The organism is Bremerella volcania, assembly GCF_007748115.1.
GTDB lineage: Bacteria > Planctomycetota > Planctomycetia > Pirellulales > Pirellulaceae > Bremerella > Bremerella volcania.
Genome location: NZ_CP036289.1, coordinates 1456685 through 1480190, shown reverse-complemented (window position 1 = coordinate 1480190; position 23506 = coordinate 1456685). Strand labels below are relative to the sequence as shown.

Sequence of the window (23506 nt, the reverse complement as noted above, 5' to 3'; positions counted from 1 at the left end):
CCTCCTCCTAGCCGGGCCGGCTTGCGGCCGGCGGTGAGATATTTCAACTGGCACACAACCCACAATCACTCCTAACTACTTACGAAACAATTATGAGTACCCCGACTGTAAAAATCTTCGACACCACGCTCCGCGACGGCGAACAATCGCCAGGGGCCAGCATGAACCGCGCCGAGAAAATGGAGATCGCCCAGGCCCTGGTCGACCTCGGCGTTGACGTCATCGAGGCCGGTTTCCCCATCGCTTCGCCAGGCGACTTTGAATCGGTCAAAGAGATCGCCGCCAACATCAAGGGCGCTTCGATCTGCGGCCTGGCTCGCTGTAACCCGAAAGACATCGAGCGCGCATGGGAGGCATTAAAACATTCCGAGCAGCCGCGGATTCACGTCTTTCTGGCTACCAGCGCGATCCATCGCGAGTTCAAGTTGCGGATGACGCCTGAGGAGATCGTTTCGCGCGGCGTCGACGGCGTGAAACTGGCCGCGAGCTTCTGCGACGACGTCGAGTTCTCGCCGGAAGATGCTTCCCGTACCGAGCCGGACTTCCTGTGCCGCGTGGTGGAAGCGGCGATCGACGCCGGGGCCACGACGGTCAACATCCCCGACACCGTCGGCTACGCCACCCCCAACCACATGTACAAGGTCATCGCCGACCTGAAGAACCGGGTCCCCAACATCGACAAGGCGGTCATCAGCGTCCACTGCCACGACGACCTGGGCATGGCGGTCGCCAACAGCCTGGCAGGCGTCGAAGCAGGTGCCGGTCAGATCGAGTGCACCATCAACGGCATCGGCGAGCGTGCCGGGAACGCGTCGCTGGAAGAAGTGGTCATGGCCCTGCGCACGCGGCACGACTACTACAACGTCGGCACCAACATCAACACGAAGCGCCTGGTGCCGACCAGCCGGCTGCTTTCCAACATCACCGGACTTCAGGTGCAGCGCAACAAGGCGATCGTCGGCCGGAACGCGTTCGCCCACGAGTCTGGCATTCACCAGGACGGCATGCTCAAAGAGCCGACCACCTACGAGATCATGCGTCCCGAAGACGTCGGGCTCGAAAAGACCGACCTGGTTCTCGGCAAGCACAGCGGCCGGGCAGCGTTGTCCGACCGCGCGAAGGCCCTCGGCTATCACCTGACCGCCGAACAGCTGCAAGAAGTGTTCGACGAGTTCAAGAAGCTGGCCGACAAAAAGAAGGACATCTACGACGGCGACATCGCCTCGCTTTGCGACCAGCAGATCCGCGGCGAAGTCCGCCAAGGCTGGACGCTCGATAGCCTGGAGGTCTCCCACGGCACCGGCAAGCCCCCCCACGTGAAGATGACCCTGCGTCGCGGCGACGAAACCGAGACCGCCGAGATCTCGGAAGGAGACGGCCCCATCGACGCCGCCTTCTGGGCCATCGAACGCATCACCAGCGTCCCCATCACCTGCAAAGACTTCCAGGTCCACAGCGCCACCTTGGGCCGAGATGCCCTAGGGGAAGTCACCGTGGAGATCGAGTCCGGCAAGAAGACTGCCCGCGGGCGCGGGAGTTCGACCGATACGGTGGAGGCGACGGTTCATGCAATTTTGGATGCGGTGAACCGGATTGGTGGCTGATAGGATTGGCTGTTGCAATTTGAAATGAAGAAGAGCCCAGGCGATGCGTTGCTTTGGGCTCTTAGCTTTCTAATGCCATTTAATGAAACAATTAGACATCAATTGCCTTACCATTTTCATCAACTAGTTTCAGTTTGCCCTCCTCGTCACTCATCCATGTCATCACCAGGTTTGGTGGAGAAAACAGGCTTTCGGCTTTAATGTCATCATGCGATCTGCTTAAGACGGCAGATAAAATGTGCGCGAAAGCGGTCTGATCCCATTCATCAACAATAGGACGAGAACTCAGCCCCTGAAGAGGAAGCATATTGACGGTCACCGAGCCATCTGGATCCTGCGATTCTGATGTAATGAATTTTGGTATCCGGTTAATCAATGAAACTTGATAGAGACATCTAGCGTAGAGTTCATCAAACTGAATCGGTAGAAGTTTTCTTCCGGCTACCTCTGCTACATAACGAGCATAGGAATTTCTAATGATCCCCGAATCTTGCAGCGTGACAATGAACCCAACATCCTTTGTTCGCATCGAGCAAACCATGGTCTGCAAGCTATCTTGGAATGAATAGTCTACACTATCCAGATCGTGTAGGTTTACGACTAGGACAGAGAATGGCTCGCCATCTGGAAATTCAAATGGTCGTCGTATTGATTGCATGAACAAGTGAAGTGACGAGAACCCCTCGAGCAATTCCTGGTCAGCTATCGTGCCTTTATCAGGTTTTTGTCGGTCAAGTCGCAAAGTAAGTTCTTTTCGAAGGACACCGTAAAAGATCTTCCCAAGCCACTGGTAGACATCCAGAGATGAGAGCTTTACGGCTTCCGAATATCCCGACTGAACCGCACTACCAATCTTCGCTTCTAGCTTGCTCAGATGGGAACTATTGCAATTCTCGCAACAGGGTACTGTTAGCTTAGAGTATTTGATTGTCGTGTGGTTAAGAAGAAATAATTCCTGATCCCACAAATCATGCCTATTTTGAAGCCAACGCGGAAAAACATGCTCTCTAGTCATCTTTACTTGCGGTGCTCTTTGACCACATAGAAAGCAAGCATCATCCCCCAAGTTCATACTATTAAAAATCGAATCTGATGGTACGTTTGTTGAGTTAGTCATAAGTGGTACCAATCACGAGGAAATGTAGTGTTAGTGCCGTAGGCTGGGTCGAGACCTCAATGTTACCCACATTTCAACCACGCCCCTTAACGAAACCCATCCCTCACCTCAGGCTTAGCCAACACCACCAGCGCCCAGATCCCGAACGGGATCCCCAGAAAGCAGCACGGGCCTAGACAGGGAATCACCGAAATCATCGCGGCGGTTCTGGCGGCGGTGTAGCCTGTGAGTTGTTTCATTTGCAGCGCGCCGTAGAAGATGTAGGCGGAGGCCAGAACCAGGGCGATGCCCCAGAGGATGCGGACGGTGATGCTCTGGTATTTGGAGACCGGGCCGTCATTCATTTCTTCCAGTTGTTCCACGGCGCCGGACAATAGCAGGAAGGCATCGCCCATCAGCCCGAGGATGCCAACCACGACGGCCAGGGCCGAGATCACCATCAGGGCAATCGCCGGAGCGGCCACCTCCGATATTAAACCTGGGGATTGCGGCGAAGGGTTGGGGATTTCGTACGGGTTCGACATGCGGTGACTTTCAGCTTAGTTGAGGGGAAGGTCTTTTCGGGTAAGTGGACGGCCAAGGTGATATTTTCCAACCACGCACATCCCTGGTTTGCATCGATCTTTATCCTGTTATTGCATAGGTTTTGCTTAACAAAAAACTCGTTTGCTTCATGGCCTTTTTTTATTTGATTTACGCAATGATGACTACTATCTTAACTAGACCACTCCAACTTGGGGTGACATCATGACGAACCGAGAACCTGACCATTTGTTAGAACGCTACCGATGCCACCCGCAGCACGTATTAGTGATCCGCACGTCTGCCCGTTGTCGGACGGCCCGAAGCCTCATGTTGGTGGCCCGATCAGCATCGGTGCCCCCACCGTTTTGATCGGGGGCATGCCGGCGGCACGCGTCGGCGACATGGCCGTGTGCGTCGGCCCGCCGGATGCGATCGCCAAGGGTTCCCTCACTGTCTTTATCGCAGGCATGCCGGCCGCGCGGATGGGAGACATGACGGTCCATGGAGGCTCGGTGGTGATGGGCTTTCCCACGGTGATTATCGGGGACATGGGTGGCGGTCCCGGTCCGGCTTCGTTCAATGCCGCGGCGGCCAACGGAACGCCCCTGGTCTGTCGCGGGCCGTGTCCAGAATGCGGGCAAATGTAGTGAGCGATTCGGTCGACCCTCAGCTGCTGCGTCAAATGCTTCAGTTCGCCGCCCAGCCGGAGCGAGGCAACGAGAACCTGCACACCTATGCCATCGTCGATGCGGCCCAAGACTGGGAATTCGTCGTGCTTTGCCGGCAGAAGTTCAAGCTGAACCCCCAGATGCTCTTCGAAGGCCGGGCAGCCGACGCGATGATGATGGTCGCCCCGTACCTGATCCAGTTTGACGCGTCGACCGAATTCGTCGAACAGTGGAGCCAGCGTTGGGGAAAGAACCTGGGCATCTTCTTGATCTCCAGCGCCGACGAAACGGCCATGCGGAAACACGCGCGAAGCATCTTCCTGGCAGAGGATGAAAGCGGGCAGGAGTATTTCTTTCGGTTTTATGATCCGCGCGTGGTTTGGCCGTTTCTACAAGGCTGTACCCACGTCGAGCGAAAGCAGTTCTTTGGCGATTGCCACTGCGTCTTGTGCGAGCTTGCGGGAACGTCACGCATCCTGCATGTCCCGCGAAGCGTTCATCAATCCACTCGCTATTACGAACTAGCCGCGCCGAGCCATCCGCACGGCTCATTGCCAAGTCCACATTTTCAAACTCGGTCACCTGCGACTCCATCGCGCCGAGCCTATCCCAATCTTCCCGATTAATCCCATAAGAGATTCTGGCGACACCTATGCTACGCATCAGCAAAAACACGATCCAACATCTTTACGCGTCACAGCGCGAAGAGCTGCTGCGAAATTCCGATCAAGAGGTTCGTGCTCGCGTGGAAATGATCGTCCACACGTATCAACTCGTTGACCTGAAGCTGATTCGCCTGATCGTTGCGATTGTCGAAGAAACCGGCATCGGCTATCCGGCTCGTGGCGAAGTGGACCATGAGCTATTGAAGAGCAATCTCTTATCGGACCTGGAGAAGCTGCGAGAACTCGTCCCCCTCTATCCGGAAGTTGCCGATCGACTTGGCTACTAACCCTTCTTGCTGTTCAGGAATCGATCGAAATGACTGGTGGCGTCGCGGAAAACTGCACGGATTGCAACCTGGAAGAGTGCGAGAAGAAGTACGAAGAAGCGAAGGAATCCGCCAAGCAGGTCTTGTCGGAAAACGGGCAAGAATTGAACGATGCCAGCGAAGTAAATCGACGAATCACCAAGACCTACGCCGATGCGTATCAACGCAGCAACGGCAAGTTCCACTGGATGGGCGCAGCGGTGTTCGTATCGAAGCAGATGGGATGCAACATGAGGTATGCTGACCATCTCAAAAAGAACTCTGTTAACTCGGGCTATTCCTGGGCTGATAAAGCATTGACTTGGCTTGGCGAAAAGCTGGTTGACACATCGAATAAGTCAGACGATAGCAAGCAACTTTTGATGGTGGGAAATAAGGCCATTTTCGAAGACATTTATCCTACCTATGACCTGTATGAAAAGAGCCCCTGCTGCGTTCAGTTGTTAGCGAAGAATGGCAAGCTCGACAAAACACTGGCACGAGGATTTGCAAAATACGATCAAGCAGAAAAGGAAACGGATCCCGTAAAGAAGGAAGCTCTTAAATTCGACGCCATGTATGATCATGCCGATTACGAACAGAACATCGTGCTCCAACAGGCATTCGAGAAAGAGGAAAACCAAGAGGCAAAAGAAGGCTTTGAAGCCGCACAAACACTCAATAAGAGAGCTCAATTAATCGGACTGGGCCAAGAAGAGCAAGCCTCATTCGATCCGAGTTGCGTTGCCAAGAATGAGTTCTACTATAAAGCTCCACCTTCTAAGTTTACGGACCGAGATTCTCGATTTAACGATGTGGCCGTTCCGACGCTTGAATACTATCACAAACTTATGAACGAGCATCCAGAGAAAATGCAAGAAAGCATTTCCACGATCGGCGAAAACTTTGGAAAGAACGATCTGCCGAACTACCCTGAAGTCAACTAGCTCGCCGTCCAACATTCGCAAAGCATCGCCATGGAAGTATTCTGCAGCCCAGGTATGAGCATTCAAGAGGTCGCCAATCGTGCCTCCGAACCTCTGAAACTAGACCCGAATCGCCCAAAACAAAGCGGGGCGATTACCGGGCCGGTGAACGTCCACTATCTTCTCACCGAAGGAGTCGTTCGATTTGACAACGCCGGACTCCTAACCCTCTCGTTTGAGCAACGCATCCTGCTATTCGTTCGCGTCAATCCTCACCTTTACGCACTAACGCGCGAAGACCTTTCCAAAGTCCAAAACGAAACGCTCGAACTCCTCAAAGCACATGGCGGATTCATTCGTCCCTCGCAAAAAGCGGAATTCGAGGAACTCATCGAGACGCTTGCCAAGTCCAAGACTCCCAGGAAGTCACCTCCCTGGAGCTTTGGAGGATTGATCCAGGAAGATACGTTTGCGATGACGATTTACAAGCAGCAGGACAGAGATCGATACACGTTTCAATTGATGTTCGATCGTCCCTCGGTTACCAAGAGCCTTTCCTGATCGTAGCTCAGACAGGGCCTTCGTTGCCCTGCCCTTCGAGTCAGGGACTACTCGTCAAAACCGTCGTCCCTGTCGGTGTAAAGCCCGCCAGCTTCAAGCCGCGCTGAGCGGCTGGGTGCTGCATGAAGAGATTCCACAGGCCGCCAGTCAGCATGTTTTCGGCCATCATTAGCGAGATACCGGTGTCGATGCCGATGACGTCGGGGTTGACCCAGCCGTTGGCCGGATTGAATGCGTTGACGAAGCCGTAGTGGCCGTAGATCTTCTCGCCGAAGTGTGCCTTTTGGAACTCGAGCGTGCGCAGCGCTTCCTGTGGCATCACGGCCAGCGCGCCGGCGGCGGCACTGGGGACGATCGTTCCGTCGATCTCTCGATCAGGCTCGACGCGGTCGTTCTTGTAAGGCCCGCCCCAGTCGCGGTAGCCGAACTGGCTGTCGCTGCTGGTGATGCCCCACAAGTCGGCGCCGTAGTGCCCCATCTGCTCGGGATACTTCTGTCCGAGCCTGGTCAGGAAGTCGATGTGCGCGTGGTGAGCGATCTGGGCGTTGCGATAGAAGCTACGACCGCTCGGTGCGCGGTAGTTCTGAAAATCGAAGAACGCCAGCGGGTACTGATGCACGAACAGCGGCGGATAGCTGAGGAACTCTTGCCCGTTGAAACTGAGCACCGGCTCGCGTCGCCAGGCATCCCAGCTCGACGGCGGAATCGGGTGCGACGGCGCGCCGATTGCCAACAGCGACAGAATCAGATGCTCGCTGAACTGATCCCACTGATGCGGCAAGATGCCGATCTCAGGCAGGTAGCCCATGTGCAAACAGCCGTTCTCACCGAGCAGCCACGACCATTCGACTCGGTTGTAAAGCTGATCCGTAAGCCGTCCGATTTCGGAGTCATCCTCGAAAGCGACCGTAGCGGACATCGCTCCGGCGAGCATCAAGGCCGTATCGACCGAAGAGGCCTCCGAGCGAAGTGCCCGTTTGCCGGTTTTGATGTCGAAGAAGTGATAGACGAATCCCTTTTCGTGCGCGACGATACCACTGAGCGAACGGAGCATCGTTCGCACGCGGCCTTGGATCTCTTCACGGGGAGCCCAACCGTACTGGGCAGCGATCGCATGCGAGGCCAGGCCGAAGCCGCAAGCCGCACTACTGGCGTGGCGACTGTAATTGCTTCCATCGGCTGCCGCTCGGTCGGCAACCAGTTGAGTCTTGGGATCGACCGCCTCCAGGAAGTACCGGTAGCAGCGCCGCTGCATATCACGGACGAGTGCTTCCCCCCGCAGATCGTAAGTGGGCGAATCGGAGATGGTTTCGGAATGTACCCTGCGCGGCAGCACTCCACTCATCACCAGGGGAAGCGAGAGGCCGGCCGCGAGGAAAGTACGACGCTTCACGTGCGACCTCCTCGATTCGGGGAAGGATAGGTTATGGATGCAGAGGTAGGTAAAACTTGCCCCAGTCAGCTCGCGGTCGGAATCGCACCTGCCCTCAAGGTGGCCGTGCTATCATCTCGGCGAGCAGTGAATAATATACAAGAATGGTCGGCTTTTAAAGGGAAAGGACCCTCTACAAAAGCCGTTTTACGGTGCGACTTACCGCAATACCACCATACAGAGGGATTCAACGAGAGAAATTCCGTAGATTCTTCCGGTTTTTTCTTACCCAGAAGCAGGCAAGACGGAGCGTCGCCAGTCAGATCATTCGATCATCGCGCACCGCTGCTCTAGTCCGCGAAACGTAGCTTTTCAAAGAAGAAGCCAGTAAAGCCTTCTGCCTGGGCAACATCTTTCACTTGCTGAGACACAAACGACTCAAGCTTGTACGTTTCAGGGATCCGAAAGAGGTGGCTTCCTTGAATCGCATCTTCCCGAAACTTGTACCGGCTTACGGACCTGACTTGGGTTTGCTCGTCGTCCGAGTAGGAGACCTTCGATTGACCTCGATCAAGGCAATCGATTTCGCTGGTGACATGAAACAGCAGGTAGGGTCCTCGACTGGTCTCGGCCTGGAAGAGTTCTCCGGCATCTTCAATAAGTGGCCGCAATGCTTCGTAAACATGCGGCTTCATCAAGTACATGCCAGGACTCACATTAGCGAAGTCGGGGGGACCTAGCTTCAGAATCTTTCTCGGTAAACCTGGCGAATGGATGGTCGGCGGCTTCCAACTGGCGCCCAGCGGATCGGACGAAATGTAAGCCATGTAATGGGACTTGTCTTCCCAAAAGAATCCGTAGTACGTGTCGACGTCGTCCTCGAGTTTGTAAAGCATTCCGCCCCCTTTACGACTGCCCCGCATGTCCTGCCGTCGGGGCCGAAAGAAATTGCTGGTACCGGATCGCCGGAGTAGGTAAAACATTCCCTGACGCCAACACGTCCTATCCCGCATGGTCGCCTGCGGCGATGCGAGGTTAACAACCTTCCCCAGAGAATGCAAACATGAAGTACGACGACGCCTCGTGGCATTATGGTTCGGACAACTTCCCCAAAGACCTACCCGACGCGGCGGGCGGAACGCATATTGGCATGTATGTGGCTTGGGCAGTACTTTCCGGCTTAGCCAGTTCCCAGTTTCAGGAGGACTGGGCGGAACTCGTGGAAAAGCTGAACGCTCGCGCGATCGCGCCCGGCGAATTCTTCATGGCGGCCTGCGATGGGAAGTTTACCGACGAAGAACTCGGTGAGACCGGGCAGGAGTTCACTGAAGACTACTTCGACATGGAAGGGGGCGAATACATCGAGGACTACGAAGAACTTTTCACCGAGGACGTCGACAGCATCTACGAGATCGAAGATAGCTGGGCCAACTACGACCAATTGAAACCGGTCCTCGACCAGCGTCTGGCCGATTGGAAAGAGCACGCTGAGTAGCCGTGGGGTGACCATGAAACGAATTGCGTTGCCGTCGATTACCGCCGCATGTTGCTGCCTGTTCTGCTTTGCGGCGATAGCGACGGCGGTTGAACTTGACGTGGAATCGACGCAAGCGCTGGCCCTTCCGGAAGTCGTGCAAGCTCCGCCTTCCGCGGGCGTTTGCACCCGTCAGCAAGCGAAAGAGTACGTTGGCACCGACGTACATCATATGGTCTTCTTGCCCAAGCACTGGTCGGCCGAGGGAGAACGGTTGCCCATCATTTTCGAATATACCGGCAACTATTACCCGGCTGCTGGATCAACCGGCAAGGTTGAAGACGCCGGGCTCGGCTATGGGCTTTCAGGCGGCCAGTTCATTTGGGTCGTGCTTCCGATGATTTCTGCCGATGGCAAGTCAAACGCAATTACCTGGTGGGGGGACGTCGATGCGACGGTTGCCTACGCGAAGACGAACGTGCCGCGGATCATCGAGCAGTTTCACGCCAATCCCGATGCCGTGTTCTTGTGCGGCTTCTCGCGCGGGGCAATCGGCGTGAACTTCCTGGGCCTACACGACGACGAAGTGGCGAAGCTTTGGACGGCCTTCATCACGCACGATCACTTCGACGGCGTCCGCTCGTGGCGCGGGACCGAATGGGGAAGCCCACTGGAAGCTTACCGCGAAAAGGCAAGCCAACGGCTCAAACGCGTGGCTGGCCGCCCCTATCTGGTGTGCGAGAACGGCAACATCGAACCTACGCGAGCGTTCATTCAATCGGTCTTAGGCGACCAGCATGCGTTCACCTTCCTGCCGATCGATACCCGCATGATCTTTGGAGAGTTCCCCAACCAGTATGCCAAGCACGCGCACAACGACCGCTGGCCGCTGGTGCCAAGTCACTACCGCGCGGATGCCTGGGGTTGGATGAATGAAGCGGCGAATCACTCACCGCTCGGGAAAGAACGGAAATAACTCGCGCAGTTCTTCCGGGGTTGGCTGGCGACCGTATTCGCACACTTCAAAGGTCTCGGCGTATTGAATCTTGTTGCCGAGTTCCTCTCCGTACCACTGCTGCAACAGGCCGCGGTACTGTTTGGCTTCGCCACCTTGGCGGTTGACCCAGCGATCGTGAAGGTACTTGCGGCGTAGTTCCGGCTGAGAAGCAGGCGGAACGCTGGCGACGAACTCGGGGCTGCCCAGCGCGCCCCCTTCAAAGATTTGCGATTCTAACGCCATCAGGGCGCCGACCTTTTTCTCGAACACATCGTCCAGCGAGACGGCGACATCGGGGCGGAAGGGATAGGGCTTTTGAAAACGATCGCTCGAGTAAAGAAACACCGGGTTGGCTTTCAACGCCGGCGTATCGGGACAGAAGTACGGCACCATCACCATGAATGCCGCATCCTGTACGAGAACCCCGACGTTGCGATGATCAGGATGATAGTCCCAGGGACGATGACTGATGACGATGTCCGCTTTCCAGTCGCGAATGAGACGCGTGATCTTGCGGCGGTTCTCCAGCGTCGGCATCAGTTCGCCATCGTGAATGTCGAGCACTTCCGACACCACTCCCATCCGCCTGGCAACTTCGGCCGATTCGGCGGCGCGGCGCCGGGCCAATTCGCCACCAGACATCTGCCAGTGGCCGATGTCCCCATTGGTGACCGAAACCAACTTCACGTGGTGCCCTTGCTTGGCCCACTTGATCGCACAACCGCCGCTCTTGTATTCGGCATCGTCCGGATGGGCGCCAAAACAGATGATGCGAAGCTTTTTGCCAGCATCGGCCTCGGCAGCGTCAGGCGATTGAGCCTGGGCGATGCCAGGAGTTAGTAAGGCCAACGTCAACAGAGCAGCCCCAAGAAGGAGGCCGTTTCGCGGTGAAATGAGCATTGGGGGAATTCTCGAAGGGTGGGATTGTTGTGCGGACGAACTCCCTTCAGCATAGTCGAGCAAAATCGGCCAAGTCGAGCCCTGACGTCGGCAATTCGGCAAGTTTCATGGGACGTTTTCACATGAAATAGATCGTGATATCTTTTTCCACCGGCTCTCCCAGGCAAGCAGATGGCTGGGTGGGAATATTTTTAACAGGCATGTCACCCAAAAAATGCTACACTCGCAGCGTACCGCGATCGACTTCAATCCCCTTGGCCGCAGGACTTGAAAAGGTTTCCGATGAATTGGTTCACACGCCCCTGGATGATTTCTCTCGGACTGTTGGTCATTGGCGGGCTGAGCATGGCCTGGGCTCACGATCCAGGCGGGCCTTTGAAAGTAACCGTGCTGGCCAAGTCGATCGATGCCTGGGATGGCAAGCCGCTACCGGCGTACCCGGAAGGACAACCGGAGATCACCATCCTGCGGATCGTCATTCCCGCCGGATCGAAGACGCCCCTACACTTGCACACGGTGATTAACGCCGGCGTTTTGCTTCAGGGGGAACTTGACGTGCACATGGAGAACGGCCAGGTGAAGAAGCTCAAAGCGGGGGACTCGCTGATTGAAGTAGTCGAGAAGCCGCACTGGGGCGAGAACAACGGCAAGGCCGACGCCGAGATCATCGTCTTCTACGCCGGCATCCAAGGGGAGAAAGTGACCCGCGAATTGGAAAACCACGATCACCCGTCGGGACTTTGATCGTCGACCTGTCGAACATTGAGATCAGGCAGTGCCGCCTGGGCGGCTGCGAGTTGCTGCGGCGTCATCTGGCAGCGAAACCATACCGAAATAACGTGACGGCCTTGCAGAGAATTCAAGATGCCGAGCCGCTCGAGTTCTTCACTGGTTAATGAACGTTCGAATGTTACGACCATTTCTCGACCGAAGGGCCAATCGAGAATGGAACCAGCCCGTCCTTCCAGTTGATAGACCACCGCCATCGCCCGATCGAGTTGGGCATGGTACCTTTGGTAGTCGATCACCCCGAGCACGATTGCCAAAATCACCACGGCATAGATCGCGTATCGCACACGCAACCAGCGCCGTTGGCTTGCTGGCGGTTGGTTTGAGTTTGCGGTGTGTTCTTCGTTCACGATAACTCTCAGCGGATCTATGAATAACCCATATCAATCGCCGCTCGAGTCGCGACAAGAGACGTCACCATCTCCCTGGTGGTATCTTCTATTCTACCGACTCTATGGACCAGTCTGGTACTTGGGACTAACCCTGCTGATATTCAGTTGGTTTGAAATGGTCGCGCACGCGGCCGGCGGCGTGGGGATCGCCATGCTCGTGTTCGCCTACGGCGGCAACTACCTGGTGCCGCGACTGGCCGGTAAGCGGCCGGAAGAGTTTGTCGTCCTCGATTCGCGCATGCTCAAGACGCGAGGGGAGGACTATCGGCAAACGATGCTGCACTTTCTGGATGGAGCGACCTTAATGCTGGACGGGGCCGCGTTTCGCATGCAGCCGGTCAACGAGATTGCCTGTGGCCTGTACACCTACAATGCCGAGCTTACCGATAGCGAGGCGGACGAGATTACCCAGCATGCACAGTCGGTCTTCGACTTACTCATGCGAGAGTGCCCCGAGTTTGAATCGGCCGTATGCGGGAAGCAGTTCCGCATTTCGATCCTGCTTCGCTCAATGAATGATACGGCGATCATCTGCCGATTGAGCGACGGGAAGAACCCTTTGGCAGGTTCTTAATCCGGGTCGACCGCTTTGACCGGTATTTGAACCTCCCAAAGCCGTTTAGCCTGAGGCGTCATCGGGCCATGGTAGCCGAGGCGGCGAGGATCTCCGTTTTGCTTCCACTGGGGATTCTTTTGAAGCCAGGCGTCCAACTGCTTCAGCGAATCTTGGTATACTTCGGCATTCATCTTACCTTGCACCCCCAACGCGGCGAAGGTTTGCCGAGGGTGGTCTTCGACTTTAACTTGCCCCAGCCCCTTGCCCGCCTCTCCTTGTTTCGTGGTGCGATACAGGAATTCCATTTCAACTTGCTGCCCATCATTCGACTTCTTATACGTATTGACGACCGGTGCGGTCATCGCGATTTCGTTAGCCTGGATGTGAGCAAACAATTGCCAGAATAGAACATTATCAGCACGGTCCATCGTCATACCGCTCTTGGCCACGGCACTGCGGTACGCGGGGTATTCTTTCACCGAGATCTCTCCCGGGGCGGAGGGTTCGGGCCAGCCATCAGGAAGTGGCGCATCGAGTTTCGCCGCTGGCGGTTTGTCTTCCGCTTGGATCGTGATTGGGACGGTCCACGATATCGCGATCGCAAGCAAGCAGAGAGCACTCTTGGCAGACATTTAGTCGGCTCCTGTCAAAGTGAAGAAAACTGACGCCACTTTGGTCTACCGCAAACGCTACCGGTTGATAACGACACTTTAGAGACGCCCATTAGCCTGACTAGCCGGAACACTGGCCCCAGGCTAATGGCTACTCCTCTTCCATGGTTCCGAACTTGAAGCCTTCGTAGATCGCAATGCCGTAGAACAAGAGGTCCATCGGAGAAAAGGTGGCGTACATGACCTCGAAGGTATGAGCGTAGTTGAAGCTGATCAAAGCCTCAAAAAAGCCCATCCCGGACCCGTCCGCGATCACGCCGATCACGGTCAGGAAATTTCCGAGCATACACCCGAAAAGCGAGAACAGCGCGCCCACTACGCCAAACGCCGGGGAACCTCCTTGGCCTGCCACGCGAACGGCAATGCCAACCAGAAAGCCAACGCCAATCGCCATGAAGCCAATCTGATAGCCAGTCATTAAAGTAACCACGGCCCAAATGGCAGCCCCCACGATCGCCGCGATGGCGCCACCGACAATTGCCAATGGCAAATTCCCACTCATTCGATTCTCTCACAGACCAACGCCCCGACACACACGAGGGCAAACGCACGCCGAGTTCACCCAATGGATACGTTTTGTATCAGATCGAGAGACCGTATTGAAGCAATATCATGATGAAGGTTGGTGATATTCTTGTAGGCATGTCACGGCATACCTCATATAACAACCTTACATAGGCTCAATTGATGGACGCTCTTAAGGCGCAATGTCGCAGCTTTCGGGAAAAATGGTCCAACGAAAACGAAGCCTCTCTCATGCTGAGCATGGACCTCTCGCGATACCCTGGGCCCCTTACCCACGGGGACCTAAACACAATGCAATCACTGGCGCCAGCGGATCGACCAGTTGGGCGAATCTCTTTCGCAGTCCGCAAAGTCGTTAAAGATTACCAGCGGGGCATTGCGATATCGAAAGGGACGTGGTCCGTCACCTCACGTTCGCCCATGCTATCAGTGCCAGCAAATGACCTGGGACTTCGGCACCTGAACCGGCTCGCCAACACGGTCTAACCAAAGACAATGTTTCACCACTTCCAAACGTCGCGTCCTGCCGGCTCCGGCAACGGCTGGGCTCGTTGCCTGGTCATGGGGGTCGTTTGGTTATTGGCGAGCGATCTTCCGGCCGACGATTGGTTCCGCGATGCGGGCGAGGCCTACCCTAGCGTTACCTCTGATTTCGGACAGCAGTTGAACCATCCACGGACTATCCCCTCGCAGCCAGGCGAGGTGATGTTGGCTTCGCATGTTCAGCCGGTCGTGATTTCAGCGGCGAACCTCCAACCGACCGATTTAACGCCCCCTGAGCCGCCGAACCTGCTGCCGGTCTCCGCGAGGTTCTACCAACCCGAAGCCATGGTGGAAGATCCCGTCTTGCAGAACTTCACCGGCCAGCAGTTCATGAGCGAGTCGCGCCGGCTCGATATTGGCTTCGACTTTTATTCGGCTCCTGCCTTCGACGATGGGCTGATTATCTACGGTGATAATGTCGCGATGAAAATTGGCGGGTACGTAAAAGCCGACTTCATCTACGACTTCAATCCGATCGACTCGACCGACTCGTTCGTGACGACCGATATTCCGGTCGGAGCGCCGCCGCGGACGAACTCGCGGTTTCATGCTCGGCAAACGCGTATGAGTTTCGACACACGCTGGCTGGCGGCAGACAGCCATGTCGTTCGTATTTATGTTGAAGGTGACTTTTTCAGTGATGACGATCAGTTTCGCCTGCGACACGCGTATGGCGAGTCTGGCCACTTGCTGGTTGGGCGAACCTTTACCACGTTCACCGATACGTCGGCTGCTCCTGCCACGCTTGACTTTGAAGGCTCGGTCTCTGCCGTGAATCGCCGCCAGGCCCAGGCACGTTGGACGACTCTCTTCTTTCGAGAAGACCTTGAGCTCGCCGTGGCGGTGGAAGATACCCGCTTCATCATCGATGTGCCGATGGGGGTCATGGGCGAGTCGCGGTCCCCTTCCCCGGACTTCGTCGGGCACCTGCGACTGGACAAGGAGTGGGGGCAATTCCAAGTCGCGTCGCTGCATCGCATCGGTGGCTTTCAGCCTGACGGGGAAGAGGTCATTACGCGTTATGCCTGGGGCTTCAATTTCACGGGAGCGATGCTCGTGCGACCCCGCACCAAAGCGTACTACCAGATCGTCTTCGGCGACGGGATCGGCAGTTATCGCGGCTTGCCGGATGCTGCTCCCATATCGGTTACCCAGAGTGACCTGCTGAGCATGATGGGCTGGATGGTGGGGATGACGCACGAATGGAATGACGAGTGGAGTTCCAACTTCACCTATGCCGAAAACACGCTGGATAACCTGCCGGGACAAGCAGGCACCGAAGTCCATGAGACGACCTACCTGGCCATCAACTTGATTTGGCAACCCTCCGATCGCGTTCGCATCGGTACGGAATACCTGTATGGTATCCGTGAGAACATCAACGGCGACGTCGGAGCCGCCAATCGCTTGCAAACGTCGTTTATCTTTGATCTTCCCTGATCGCGCCCATACCGCGAATGCAGTTGCCAACCGCTTCGCCGCTGCGCTGAAACGCGGCTTGCTCGTCTTCGGAAAGTGGCGGCCGCAGCACGCGCGTCACACCTTGCCGACCGATGACGGCCGGCAGGCTCAAGCAAACGTCGTTCACGCCGAAGGTGTCTTCAATCAGCACGCTCACCGGCATCGTATGACGCAGGTCGTAAACGATACTATCCAGGATCATCATCGTCCCCAGCGCAATGCCATAGCTGGTGTGCCCTTTGAGCTGCGAAACTTCGTAGCCGATCTTCACGGTTTTCTCGAACAAGCGGCGTGACATATCGCTGGGGTAGAAACGCTCGCCGCCGGTCATCGATAACGAATGCGCGGCAAATTGCGTGTCGCCATGTTCGCCCAAGATATAGGCCCGGATATCATCGGCGTGGATTTCCAATTCGGTCGACAGCATCGCGCGGTAGCGAACGCTATCGAGCAGTGTCCCCGTCCCCAGCACCCGATGAGGCGGAAAGCCGGAGAGCTTCAGCGCCGCGTAGGTCATCGCATCGACCGGGTTGCTGACCATGATGATGATCGCGTCGGGACTAACCTCGGCCAGCAAGGGGATCCAGTGCTTGAGAATCGCCAGGTTATCGCCGGCCAGTTCCGATCGTTTTCGGTGGGGATCACCGTAAGGAACCGACGCCGTGAAGATGATCACATCCGATCCAGCCGAATCGGTGATATCGCCAGCCCGAATTCGCATGCTGCTGTTCTGCGTGGCCGTCGCATGCGAAAGATCGATTGCCTCCCCTTCGGCCGTGTCGCGGGTACGATTTAGTAGCAGCAACTCGCTGGCCATGGGATTGATTGTGGCCGCGAACGCGATGGCGGCTCCGACCCGACCGGTGCCGACGATGGTGATTTTCATCGAAATCTTACTTTTTAGGTTTCTTTCCCTTGGCTTTCCAATTGCCGTAGGTCGCGGTCAGCACCTCATCCACCTTCGTGCGATCATCGCGACTGGCAAACGCCGCCAGCATGGGATCTTCGGTCGCTTTCATATGCGCGACCAGTTGCCCTTGCAGCTCTTTGATCTTAGCGGCGTACTCGGGGTTGTCGATCAGGTTATGTAAACAGTTCGGGTCATTCTTCAAATCATAAAACTCTTCCGGCACGCGGTAGCGGAACAGATCAACGCGGGCTTGAATGGCAGGGTCGCTCTTGGCGGCCTCGTTCATCGCGGCCATCGTCTTCCCTTCGTTGTTGTTGCGATAGTAGTACTGGCCGTTGCTGAACGGGTTGTAGATGTAGCCGTAGTTCTCGTTCTGCACGCAGCGCATCGGCACGGCGGCTCCGCCAGCCTTGGAGTCGATCTGCGTGAAGACGTACTCGCGTCCCTTTTGTTTTTCCCCTTTGAGCAGCGGCAGGAACGAACGCCCGTCGAGCCCTTCTGGGACAGCGGCCTTCGTCACGTCGAGGAAGGTCGGAAAGAAGTCGACGACCGAAACGAAGTTCTGATCGTCCACCGAGCCTGGCTGGATGTGACCAGGCCAGCGCACCAAGAGCGGGCTGCGAGTGCTGTGGAACCAGGCATTGCACTTGGCGAAAGGAACGGCAATGCCGTTGTCGGTGATGAACAGCACCAACGTATTGTCGGCCTGGCCTGACTCTTCGAGGGCCTGCATCACTTTGCCGAACGTATCGTCAAGGCGGCGCGTCGAGTTCATGTAGGTCGCCAATTCCGCGCGCACGCCGGGCAGGTCAGGCAGAAAGCCTGGGACGTCGACGTCTTCCGCCGTGTAGACCTTCGACGGCATCGCGGCCCCCTTGGTAAGTTTCTCGGGATTGCAATACGGACGATGCGGATCGTGTGAGTTCACCATGAAGTAGAACGGCTTGCCGGCGTCCTGACATTCTTTCAGAAAGGTCTTCGCGCGCTCGTAGTAAATCTGCGGATTGCGGCCATTGCCCAGGTCTTGCTGGTCAAACGCGTAATCCCACTTCATCGACTTCTTCGGCGTCGAGTGCCCTACCTTGCCGAGGATGCCTGCATGATACCCTGCCGCCTGAAGCGTGGTGACGATGTCCGGCACGTCTTCGCGAGCCGGCATGAAGCCCATCGCCCCAGAGCGATGGCTGTATCGTCCCGTCGCGATGATCGCTCGGCACGGGGCACAGATCGCGGCGTTCACATGAGCCCGGTTGAATTTCATGCTCTGAGCTGCAAAAGCATCAAGATTCGGCGTGAGACCTTCAGGCTTGCCACCGTAAACACCAAGCGACTCGGCGTGCAAATCGTCGGCGGTGAAGAGCAGAATATTGGGACGGTCGGCAGCGAGGAGCGGGCTGGCCAGAATCGTGAACAGGATCGCGAAGAGTGGGGTTTTCATCGAAAGGCTCTCTAGGAAGGAAATGTCCTATCAGTGGCGAGAGCCTTATTCTAAACCGGGGAACGCCTCACAGCCAACGTTTCCGAGGACGCGAGGCGAAGTGGTCTTTTCCATCGACTTAAGCCACGAACGCCGCATAGTAAAACACCCAACCGGTGATCGCCGTCAGCAGCATGCCGATCGCGGCCAGTCGCGCCCAGAAGATATGCGTTTGGCTGTACGGGCTGGGCTGGGCCGGGTTAGGGAACTTCGTTATGCCGTGCCAGATGACATAGATCCACAGAAGGGGCGTTGGGATGGCAAACAGCAGGTGAAAATACAGTAGTCCGTGGACCGTGCCAGAGCTGAAGCTCGAGGGCTGGGCCAGTGCTTCCCAGTCGGTAAAGAACCGAACGTCCACTTCAAAGGCCGTCACCGCGACGAGCAGCACCACGCCGGTGATAATCTGAATCCATTTGTGCACCTGATACATACGGCGATACCGCACCAGGTAGATACTGACAGCCAGCACCAAAATGATGCCGAACATCGCCGCAGCGACGAAGTCGATCATGATCGAGCCGCGGGTAGGCAGGAAGCCGGCGTTCTGTGCAATCAGCGATAAAGCGTTCATCAATGGGCCCCATAGCGAGCTGTCAGATGGATTTTCAACAAGAGTGCTCGCTCTGTTTTACTATCGTCACCTCTCGATGATATCACCGATAGAAATCTTTCCCAGACGGCTTGAAGTATGTGTTTCTTGGGGAGTTACGGCGACTGCTTGGGGCAGATGCTAGCAGTGTCGACACCTCTTTGGAAACTGACCTGTCGGCGATTGGCTCGTTTTGACATACTCTCGCCCGATTATTTCCCTGGATTCGCTTCGTAGTGAGCCCTTGTATGCGCGAATTGTCCCTGTTCATTCCCTACGCCGATTGGAACGAATCGATCCGTCAGCAGGTGGAAACGATGGTGGACGTTTTGCGCGCAAGTGACCTGACCAGCGAAGTGATTCTGCTATCTCTCTCGGCCGATAGCCAGGACACCCCAAAGGTATTTGACCAGCGGGAGGGCATCAGACGCGTAGAGATCCATCGGCCTCGGACATATTCTTCGGCCCTGTTTTGCGGGACTCAGGTAGCCGAAGGAGAACTGATCGTCCACTTGCCGGCCGAGACCAGCATTCCGCGTGGCGTGCTTCACGGATTGTTGCAGCAGTTGATCCAGCAGGATTTAGTGCTTGTTTCGGCAAGCAAAGAACATGTGCCAGGGTTGCGAATCGTACCCGGTTGGCTATCGCGGCGCATGGGAGGTAACACACGATGGGACGTTTCGCGGCTGGTGTGGGGAGCACGCCGTGAAGCCTTGGTTCGCTTGCCACAGATTCAAGGGCTTAGCCGCGGCTTACCCTTGTTGGTTGGCATGCAAGGGTACCGAGTCGCTGTTTGTCCGTCTCATACGATCGGTGGCCAGCCGACAGACTCCTCCCCACTTCCCGATTGTTGGTCCTGGAAAGATTGGGCCGGGCACCGCTGGTTACAGCAGCGTTGGACCCAAGTCGATTTCAGCGAAGCAAACGGGCCTGCAGATATCCATCCGAATCTGCGAGTCGCGTTCTTCGAAGACGAATCAAGACGCAAGGCGGGCTAAAAAGGTTGACGGAACCGATGGAGATTTTTTTCAGCGTCGGCGAACCGAGCGGCGACCTGCATGGTGCGAATTTAATTCGTGCCCTCAAGTCGCGCCGACCAGACATCAAATGCGTTGGCTACGGCGGGCCTAAGATGGCCGAAGCCGGTTGCCAACTTCACGAGGACCTGACGCGTTGGGCCATCATGTGGTTCCTGCGCGCAATCCTCAATCTACACAACTTCATTGGCCTCATGCTGCGGGCCAATCGATACTTTCGCGAACACAAACCGGATGCAGTCGTCCTGATCGACTACCCGGGCTTCAACTGGTGGATCGCCGGACGCGCCAAAGCGCACGGCATCCCGGTCTTTTATTACGGGACGCCTCAGCTGTGGGCCTGGGCCGAGTGGCGTGTTAGCAAGATGCGGCGGCTGGTCGATCACGCGCTGTGCAAGCTTCCGTTTGAGGAAGACTGGTATCAAGAGCGCGACTGCAACGCCACGTACGTCGGACATCCTTACTTCGACGAACTGGAAAACCAGGTGCTCGACACCGACTTCGTCCGCCAGCAAAACGAGAACAGCACGCCGCTGGTCACGCTGCTTCCCGGCTCGCGAAGCCAGGAAGTCAGCTCGAATCTGCCGGTCTTTTTGGAAACGGCGAAAAAGATCAAAGCGGAAGTCTCCAATGTTCGCTTTGCGATTGCCGCATTCAACGACAAACACGCAGCGCTCGCCTTCGAGCACGTGTTGGCATCCGGCGTGGAAGCCGAAGTGCACGTCGACCTGACGCCGGAACTGATTCACAGCGCGACCTGCTGCCTGGCTTGCAGTGGCTCGGTTTCGCTGGAACTCTTGTACCACGAAAAACCTTCGGTGGTGCACTACAAGATCAGCCCGTTTGCCCACTGGGTGCAAAGTCACTTCCGCAAGGTGAAGTACATCACGCTGGTGAACCTACTCTCCAAGAACGAATTGTTCTACGAGAACGGCTACTTCACTTACGATCCCGATGCCCAGGGTGCCGACGAAGTGGTCTTCCCTGAGTACCTGACTTACCGCAATCGCAGCGACGACATGGCCCGCCGCATCGCGGCCTGGCTGAAAGAGCCAGGCTCGACGCGCAAGACGGTCGAGCAACTGCGTATTTTGAAGCAACGTGTCGTCGGCCAAGGGGCTTCCAACCGAGGTGCGGACTATATCCTGTCGCATCTGGAAGGGAAGAGTATCGATCAGAATGCTAAGGCCGCCTAGCGATTGAATCCTAAGCCCTGAAAGGGCGTCGGATGGCCTTGGGGCATCATTCCTTAATTGATCTCTAACGTCTGCCCCGGTTCGAGTACGTGGGGCGTTGCGTTGGTTTCGTGGCGAACTTTGCTGGCCCAGAACGTCGCATCCTGCTCGATCGGCGGCCACGTGTTGTAATGCCCAGGAACGACTTGCTTCGGCTGCAGCAATTTCACCGCGCGAATCGAATCCTCGATCCCCATCGTGTAGAGATCACCGATAGGCAGCACGGCAGCATCGAGAACCAGGTCGCCGATCAACTTCATGTCGCTGAACAAGGCCGTATCGCCAGCGAAGTAAATCTTGCGGCCTGCGGCCTCGACAACAAACCCTGCCGGCATGCCGCCGTAGGTACCATCAGGAAGGCTGTTGCTGTGCAGGGCCAACGTCATTTGGACCGAGCCAAACGGCAACTTGAGCGTTCCCCCCAGGTTCATGCCGGTGACTTGTTCGATACCATGGGCCGACAGCCAATTGGCCGTTTCGTAGATGGCGACAACTTGCGCTTGGGTTCGCTTGGCGATATCGACAATGTCGTACGTACCGTCCCCCTTCGCGCCTACGTGATCGCCGTGACCATGCGTCAGCAAGATGGTATCGGCCTCGACCGCATCGGCCGCGATATCAGCTGCTGGATTGCCGGAGAAGAACGGGTCAATCAAGATTTTGTGGTCTGCGGTATGAAGCGACCAGGTGCCGTGTCCGTGCCAAATGAGCTTGAGCGCCATGGAAGGTTTCTCCCTGGGATAGTTGAGGCAGAGTGGTGTCTCGCCGGTGATCATCTTCGTCAATTCACATCCACCACCATAGCGGACGTCGGCGATCACTGCCAAGTACCGCCTAGATGAAGGTTTAGGGTGTTTTCCCTGCCAATCAGGCATGGTTGTGAGAAGGCCGAAAAACCCGATAATTAAGCGCTGTGCCCCTGATGCAAATTACCCACCCATCCACTTGTTAGATCGTAAAGAGAGCAACGCCATGGACCAAATCGACCTGGTGCGCAGCCTGAAGACCAAGAACAATACGAAGATCGTCATGTTTGTCGGCGACGGCCTGGGTGGGCTGCCGCACGAACCAGGCGGCAAGACCGAACTGGAAGCCGCCAAGACACCTAACCTGGATGCCTTGGCGGCCAAGAGCGTGCAAGGGGGAAGCATCCCCGTAAAGCCAGGCATCAGCCCAGGGAGCGGCCCGGGGCACTTGGGGCTGTTTGGCTACGATCCACTGAAATTCCTGATCGGGCGCGGAGCCTTGGAAGCGACCGGTATCGGTCTTCCACTTCAGGAAGGGGACGTCGCTGTTCGCTGTAACTTCTGCACGATCGATGCCGACGGCAAGATCACCGATCGCCGCGCCGGCCGTATCCCGACCGAAGAGAGCGCTCCGCTGGCCGAGAGCCTGAACGCGATCAAGATCCCTGGCGTGGAAGTGATCGTCAAGCCTGTGAAGGAACACCGCTTCGTGGTGGTCTTCCGTGGCGGCGATGGCCTGGGCGGCAACGTTGCCGACACCGACCCGCAAGCCACCGGCGTTCTGCCGTTGGACCCAGTCGGTGCCGATGAAGCGAGCAACAAGACGGCTGCGATCGCCAAGCAGTTTGTCGAACAAGCGAAGAAGATGCTCAAGGACGAGAAGAAGGCCAACTGCCTGACCATGCGTGGTTTCTCGGCCAAGCCCTCGATTCCTTCTTACGAAGACGTCTACGGACTGAAGGCCGGTGCGATCGCCGTGTACCCGATGTACAAGGGCCTGGCGAGCCTGGTCGGCATGGACATTCTGGGGGAAGCTCAATCGCTGGACGAAGAATTGGAAGTCCTCAAGCAGCACTGGGAAGATTACGACTTCTTCTTCATCCACTTCAAGTACACCGACTCGAGCGGTGAAGACGGTGATTTCGATGCCAAGGTGAAGCGGACCGAAGAGTTCGATGCTCAGATCCCCAAGATCCTGGCCCTGAATCCGGACGTGCTGATCGTCACCGGCGACCACAGCACCCCATCGTTCCTGGCCAGCCACAGTTGGCACCCGGTTCCGACCTTGCTGTACTCGAATTGCTGCCGACCGGACGGTCACACCACCTTTGGCGAAGCAACGGCCTGCCGCGGTGGCTTGGGTTTGTTCGAGGCCCAGTACCTGATGACCCTGGCCATGGCCAATGCCGGCCGACTGCAAAAGTATGGGGCCTAAGCGTATACGAATGCAAAGCCAAA

26 protein-coding genes are annotated in these 23506 nt (G+C 56.5%); 14 read left to right on the top strand and 12 right to left on the bottom strand.

Translation table 11 applies throughout. The features are described 5' to 3' along the window. The first annotated feature begins 92 nt into the window (after nt 1-92). Complete coding sequence (locus tag Pan97_RS05955; RefSeq protein WP_144971214.1) at nt 93-1604, top strand: 2-isopropylmalate synthase; 1512 nt, start codon at nt 93-95, stop codon at nt 1602-1604. A 91-nt stretch (nt 1605-1695) separates the two neighbouring features. On the opposite strand, the gene Pan97_RS05950 is transcribed toward Pan97_RS05955, so the two are convergent. Together Pan97_RS05950 and Pan97_RS05945 are read right to left on the bottom strand one after the other, a co-directional pair. Beyond that, a complete protein-coding gene (locus Pan97_RS05950; RefSeq protein ID WP_144971213.1) occupies nt 1696-2721 on the bottom strand; it encodes an HNH endonuclease in 1026 nt (341 codons plus the stop codon). Nucleotides 2722-2807: 86 nt separating this feature from the next. Next, nucleotides 2808-3245, bottom strand: a complete 438-nt coding sequence (locus Pan97_RS05945) for a hypothetical protein (protein ID WP_144971212.1) — start codon at nt 3243-3245, stop codon at nt 2808-2810. A gap of 264 nt (nt 3246-3509) precedes the next feature. On the opposite strand from Pan97_RS05945, the gene Pan97_RS05940 reads away from it, so the two are divergent. The 5 genes from Pan97_RS05940 (at nt 3510) to Pan97_RS05920 (ending at nt 6371) form a co-directional block, all read left to right on the top strand. Beyond that, a complete protein-coding gene (locus tag Pan97_RS05940) occupies nt 3510-3893 on the top strand; it encodes a PAAR domain-containing protein (RefSeq protein ID WP_144971211.1) in 384 nt (127 codons plus the stop codon). Further along, entirely contained in the window at nt 3893-4540 is a 648-nt protein-coding gene (locus tag Pan97_RS05935; protein WP_165698631.1) for a DUF4123 domain-containing protein, read from the top strand. Before Pan97_RS05940 ends, Pan97_RS05935 begins: the two co-directional genes overlap by 1 nt. 26 nt (nt 4541-4566) lie before the next feature. Beyond that, nucleotides 4567-4866 carry a hypothetical protein gene (locus Pan97_RS05930; protein WP_144971209.1) on the top strand — a complete coding sequence of 100 codons (300 nt, stop codon included), beginning with the start codon at nt 4567-4569 and terminating at the stop codon, nt 4864-4866. A 122-nt stretch (nt 4867-4988) separates the two neighbouring features. Further along, the gene (locus Pan97_RS05925) at nt 4989-5831 is read left to right on the top strand and encodes a DUF2515 family protein (protein ID WP_144971208.1); all 843 of its coding nucleotides are present in this window, start codon (nt 4989-4991) and stop codon (nt 5829-5831) included. A gap of 30 nt (nt 5832-5861) precedes the next feature. Then, a complete protein-coding gene (locus Pan97_RS05920) occupies nt 5862-6371 on the top strand; it encodes a hypothetical protein (RefSeq protein WP_144971207.1) in 510 nt (169 codons plus the stop codon). A gap of 40 nt (nt 6372-6411) precedes the next feature. On the opposite strand, the gene Pan97_RS05915 is transcribed toward Pan97_RS05920, so the two are convergent. Continuing rightward, nucleotides 6412-7764, bottom strand: a complete 1353-nt coding sequence (locus tag Pan97_RS05915) for a glucoamylase family protein (protein ID WP_196782291.1) — start codon at nt 7762-7764, stop codon at nt 6412-6414. Between the two features lie 329 nt (nt 7765-8093). Then, a complete protein-coding gene (locus tag Pan97_RS05910) occupies nt 8094-8639 on the bottom strand; it encodes an imm11 family protein (protein WP_144971206.1) in 546 nt (181 codons plus the stop codon). 167 nt (nt 8640-8806) lie between these two features. Here Pan97_RS05910 and Pan97_RS05905 point away from each other — a divergent pair, with 167 nt between their 5' ends. Together Pan97_RS05905 and Pan97_RS05900 are read left to right on the top strand one after the other, a co-directional pair. After that, complete coding sequence (locus Pan97_RS05905) at nt 8807-9238, top strand: DUF7832 domain-containing protein (RefSeq protein WP_144971205.1); 432 nt, start codon at nt 8807-8809, stop codon at nt 9236-9238. Nucleotides 9239-9251: 13 nt separating this feature from the next. Beyond that, nucleotides 9252-10193, top strand: a complete 942-nt coding sequence (locus tag Pan97_RS05900) for a hypothetical protein (protein WP_144971204.1) — start codon at nt 9252-9254, stop codon at nt 10191-10193. Here the strand turns inward: Pan97_RS05900 and Pan97_RS05895 are convergent. Then, nucleotides 10167-11114: a PIG-L deacetylase family protein gene (locus Pan97_RS05895; RefSeq protein ID WP_144971203.1), complete on the bottom strand. Its 948-nt coding sequence runs from the start codon at nt 11112-11114 to the stop codon at nt 10167-10169. The genes Pan97_RS05900 and Pan97_RS05895 overlap by 27 nt on opposite strands. A 282-nt stretch (nt 11115-11396) precedes the next feature. Here Pan97_RS05895 and Pan97_RS05890 point away from each other — a divergent pair, with 282 nt between their 5' ends. Then, nucleotides 11397-11858 (top strand): cupin domain-containing protein, encoded by a 462-nt coding sequence (locus Pan97_RS05890; RefSeq protein ID WP_144971202.1) that lies wholly within the window; start codon nt 11397-11399, stop codon nt 11856-11858. Here the strand turns inward: Pan97_RS05890 and Pan97_RS05885 are convergent. Then, the gene (locus Pan97_RS05885) at nt 11840-12253 is read right to left on the bottom strand and encodes a hypothetical protein (RefSeq protein ID WP_144971201.1); all 414 of its coding nucleotides are present in this window, start codon (nt 12251-12253) and stop codon (nt 11840-11842) included. The two genes, Pan97_RS05890 and Pan97_RS05885, sit on opposite strands and share 19 nt — an antisense overlap. Before the next feature lie 19 nt (nt 12254-12272). On the opposite strand from Pan97_RS05885, the gene Pan97_RS05880 reads away from it, so the two are divergent. Continuing rightward, complete coding sequence (locus Pan97_RS05880; RefSeq protein ID WP_144971200.1) at nt 12273-12869, top strand: hypothetical protein; 597 nt, start codon at nt 12273-12275, stop codon at nt 12867-12869. Here Pan97_RS05880 and Pan97_RS05875 read toward each other — a convergent pair. Beyond that, nucleotides 12866-13483 carry a heme-binding protein gene (locus Pan97_RS05875; RefSeq protein ID WP_144971199.1) on the bottom strand — a complete coding sequence of 206 codons (618 nt, stop codon included), beginning with the start codon at nt 13481-13483 and terminating at the stop codon, nt 12866-12868. The two genes, Pan97_RS05880 and Pan97_RS05875, sit on opposite strands and share 4 nt — an antisense overlap. Before the next feature lie 130 nt (nt 13484-13613). Continuing rightward, nucleotides 13614-14024, bottom strand: a complete 411-nt coding sequence (locus Pan97_RS05870) for a hypothetical protein (protein WP_144971198.1) — start codon at nt 14022-14024, stop codon at nt 13614-13616. A 518-nt stretch (nt 14025-14542) separates the two neighbouring features. Between Pan97_RS05870 and Pan97_RS05865 the strand changes: the two genes are divergently transcribed. Next, on the top strand, nt 14543-16030 hold the full coding sequence (locus Pan97_RS05865; protein ID WP_144971197.1) for a DcaP family trimeric outer membrane transporter: 1488 nt from the start codon (nt 14543-14545) through the stop codon (nt 16028-16030). Here the strand turns inward: Pan97_RS05865 and Pan97_RS05860 are convergent. The 3 genes from Pan97_RS05860 to Pan97_RS05850 form a co-directional block, all read right to left on the bottom strand. Continuing rightward, entirely contained in the window at nt 16011-16937 is a 927-nt protein-coding gene (locus tag Pan97_RS05860; protein WP_144971196.1) for a lactate/malate dehydrogenase family protein, read from the bottom strand. The genes Pan97_RS05865 and Pan97_RS05860 overlap by 20 nt on opposite strands. Before the next feature lie 7 nt (nt 16938-16944). After that, the gene (locus tag Pan97_RS05855; protein WP_144971195.1) at nt 16945-18399 is read right to left on the bottom strand and encodes a sulfatase family protein; all 1455 of its coding nucleotides are present in this window, start codon (nt 18397-18399) and stop codon (nt 16945-16947) included. A 118-nt stretch (nt 18400-18517) separates the two neighbouring features. Further along, nucleotides 18518-19012: a DUF420 domain-containing protein gene (locus Pan97_RS05850; protein ID WP_144971194.1), complete on the bottom strand. Its 495-nt coding sequence runs from the start codon at nt 19010-19012 to the stop codon at nt 18518-18520. Nucleotides 19013-19278: 266 nt separating this feature from the next. On the opposite strand from Pan97_RS05850, the gene Pan97_RS05845 reads away from it, so the two are divergent. Both Pan97_RS05845 and lpxB read left to right on the top strand, forming a co-directional pair. After that, nucleotides 19279-20028 (top strand): hypothetical protein, encoded by a 750-nt coding sequence (locus Pan97_RS05845; protein ID WP_144971193.1) that lies wholly within the window; start codon nt 19279-19281, stop codon nt 20026-20028. Between the two features lie 17 nt (nt 20029-20045). Further along, complete coding sequence (gene lpxB / locus Pan97_RS05840) at nt 20046-21263, top strand: lipid-A-disaccharide synthase (protein WP_144971192.1); 1218 nt, start codon at nt 20046-20048, stop codon at nt 21261-21263. A gap of 53 nt (nt 21264-21316) precedes the next feature. Here lpxB and Pan97_RS05835 read toward each other — a convergent pair whose 3' ends face one another. Continuing rightward, the gene (locus tag Pan97_RS05835; RefSeq protein ID WP_144971191.1) at nt 21317-22024 is read right to left on the bottom strand and encodes a metal-dependent hydrolase; all 708 of its coding nucleotides are present in this window, start codon (nt 22022-22024) and stop codon (nt 21317-21319) included. A gap of 250 nt (nt 22025-22274) precedes the next feature. On the opposite strand from Pan97_RS05835, the gene Pan97_RS05830 reads away from it, so the two are divergent. After that, entirely contained in the window at nt 22275-23483 is a 1209-nt protein-coding gene (locus tag Pan97_RS05830; RefSeq protein WP_144971190.1) for a 2,3-bisphosphoglycerate-independent phosphoglycerate mutase, read from the top strand. The last annotated feature ends 23 nt before the right edge of the window (nt 23484-23506 follow it).

Bases quoted from the DNA above. Each gene is read 5' to 3' on its own strand.
- Pan97_RS05955 (WP_144971214.1), top strand. From the start codon at position 93: ATGAGTACCCCGACTGTAAAAATCTTCGACACCACGCTCCGCGACGGC.
- Pan97_RS05950 (WP_144971213.1), bottom strand. From the start codon at position 2,721: ATGACTAACTCAACAAACGTACCATCAGATTCGATTTTTAATAGTATG.
- Pan97_RS05945 (WP_144971212.1), bottom strand. From the start codon at position 3,245: ATGTCGAACCCGTACGAAATCCCCAACCCTTCGCCGCAATCCCCAGGT.
- Pan97_RS05940 (WP_144971211.1), top strand. From the start codon at position 3,510: ATGCCACCCGCAGCACGTATTAGTGATCCGCACGTCTGCCCGTTGTCG.
- Pan97_RS05930 (WP_144971209.1), top strand. From the start codon at position 4,567: ATGCTACGCATCAGCAAAAACACGATCCAACATCTTTACGCGTCACAG.
- Pan97_RS05920 (WP_144971207.1), top strand. From the start codon at position 5,862: ATGGAAGTATTCTGCAGCCCAGGTATGAGCATTCAAGAGGTCGCCAAT.
- Pan97_RS05910 (WP_144971206.1), bottom strand. From the start codon at position 8,639: ATGCTTTACAAACTCGAGGACGACGTCGACACGTACTACGGATTCTTT.
- Pan97_RS05905 (WP_144971205.1), top strand. From the start codon at position 8,807: ATGAAGTACGACGACGCCTCGTGGCATTATGGTTCGGACAACTTCCCC.
- Pan97_RS05900 (WP_144971204.1), top strand. From the start codon at position 9,252: ATGAAACGAATTGCGTTGCCGTCGATTACCGCCGCATGTTGCTGCCTG.
- Pan97_RS05895 (WP_144971203.1), bottom strand. From the start codon at position 11,114: ATGCTCATTTCACCGCGAAACGGCCTCCTTCTTGGGGCTGCTCTGTTG.
- Pan97_RS05890 (WP_144971202.1), top strand. From the start codon at position 11,397: ATGAATTGGTTCACACGCCCCTGGATGATTTCTCTCGGACTGTTGGTC.
- Pan97_RS05880 (WP_144971200.1), top strand. From the start codon at position 12,273: ATGAATAACCCATATCAATCGCCGCTCGAGTCGCGACAAGAGACGTCA.
- Pan97_RS05875 (WP_144971199.1), bottom strand. From the start codon at position 13,483: ATGTCTGCCAAGAGTGCTCTCTGCTTGCTTGCGATCGCGATATCGTGG.
- Pan97_RS05870 (WP_144971198.1), bottom strand. From the start codon at position 14,024: ATGAGTGGGAATTTGCCATTGGCAATTGTCGGTGGCGCCATCGCGGCG.
- Pan97_RS05865 (WP_144971197.1), top strand. From the start codon at position 14,543: ATGTTTCACCACTTCCAAACGTCGCGTCCTGCCGGCTCCGGCAACGGC.
- Pan97_RS05860 (WP_144971196.1), bottom strand. From the start codon at position 16,937: ATGAAAATCACCATCGTCGGCACCGGTCGGGTCGGAGCCGCCATCGCG.
- Pan97_RS05855 (WP_144971195.1), bottom strand. From the start codon at position 18,399: ATGAAAACCCCACTCTTCGCGATCCTGTTCACGATTCTGGCCAGCCCG.
- Pan97_RS05850 (WP_144971194.1), bottom strand. From the start codon at position 19,012: ATGAACGCTTTATCGCTGATTGCACAGAACGCCGGCTTCCTGCCTACC.
- Pan97_RS05845 (WP_144971193.1), top strand. From the start codon at position 19,279: ATGCGCGAATTGTCCCTGTTCATTCCCTACGCCGATTGGAACGAATCG.
- lpxB (WP_144971192.1), top strand. From the start codon at position 20,046: ATGGAGATTTTTTTCAGCGTCGGCGAACCGAGCGGCGACCTGCATGGT.
- Pan97_RS05835 (WP_144971191.1), bottom strand. From the start codon at position 22,024: ATGGCGCTCAAGCTCATTTGGCACGGACACGGCACCTGGTCGCTTCAT.
- Pan97_RS05830 (WP_144971190.1), top strand. From the start codon at position 22,275: ATGGACCAAATCGACCTGGTGCGCAGCCTGAAGACCAAGAACAATACG.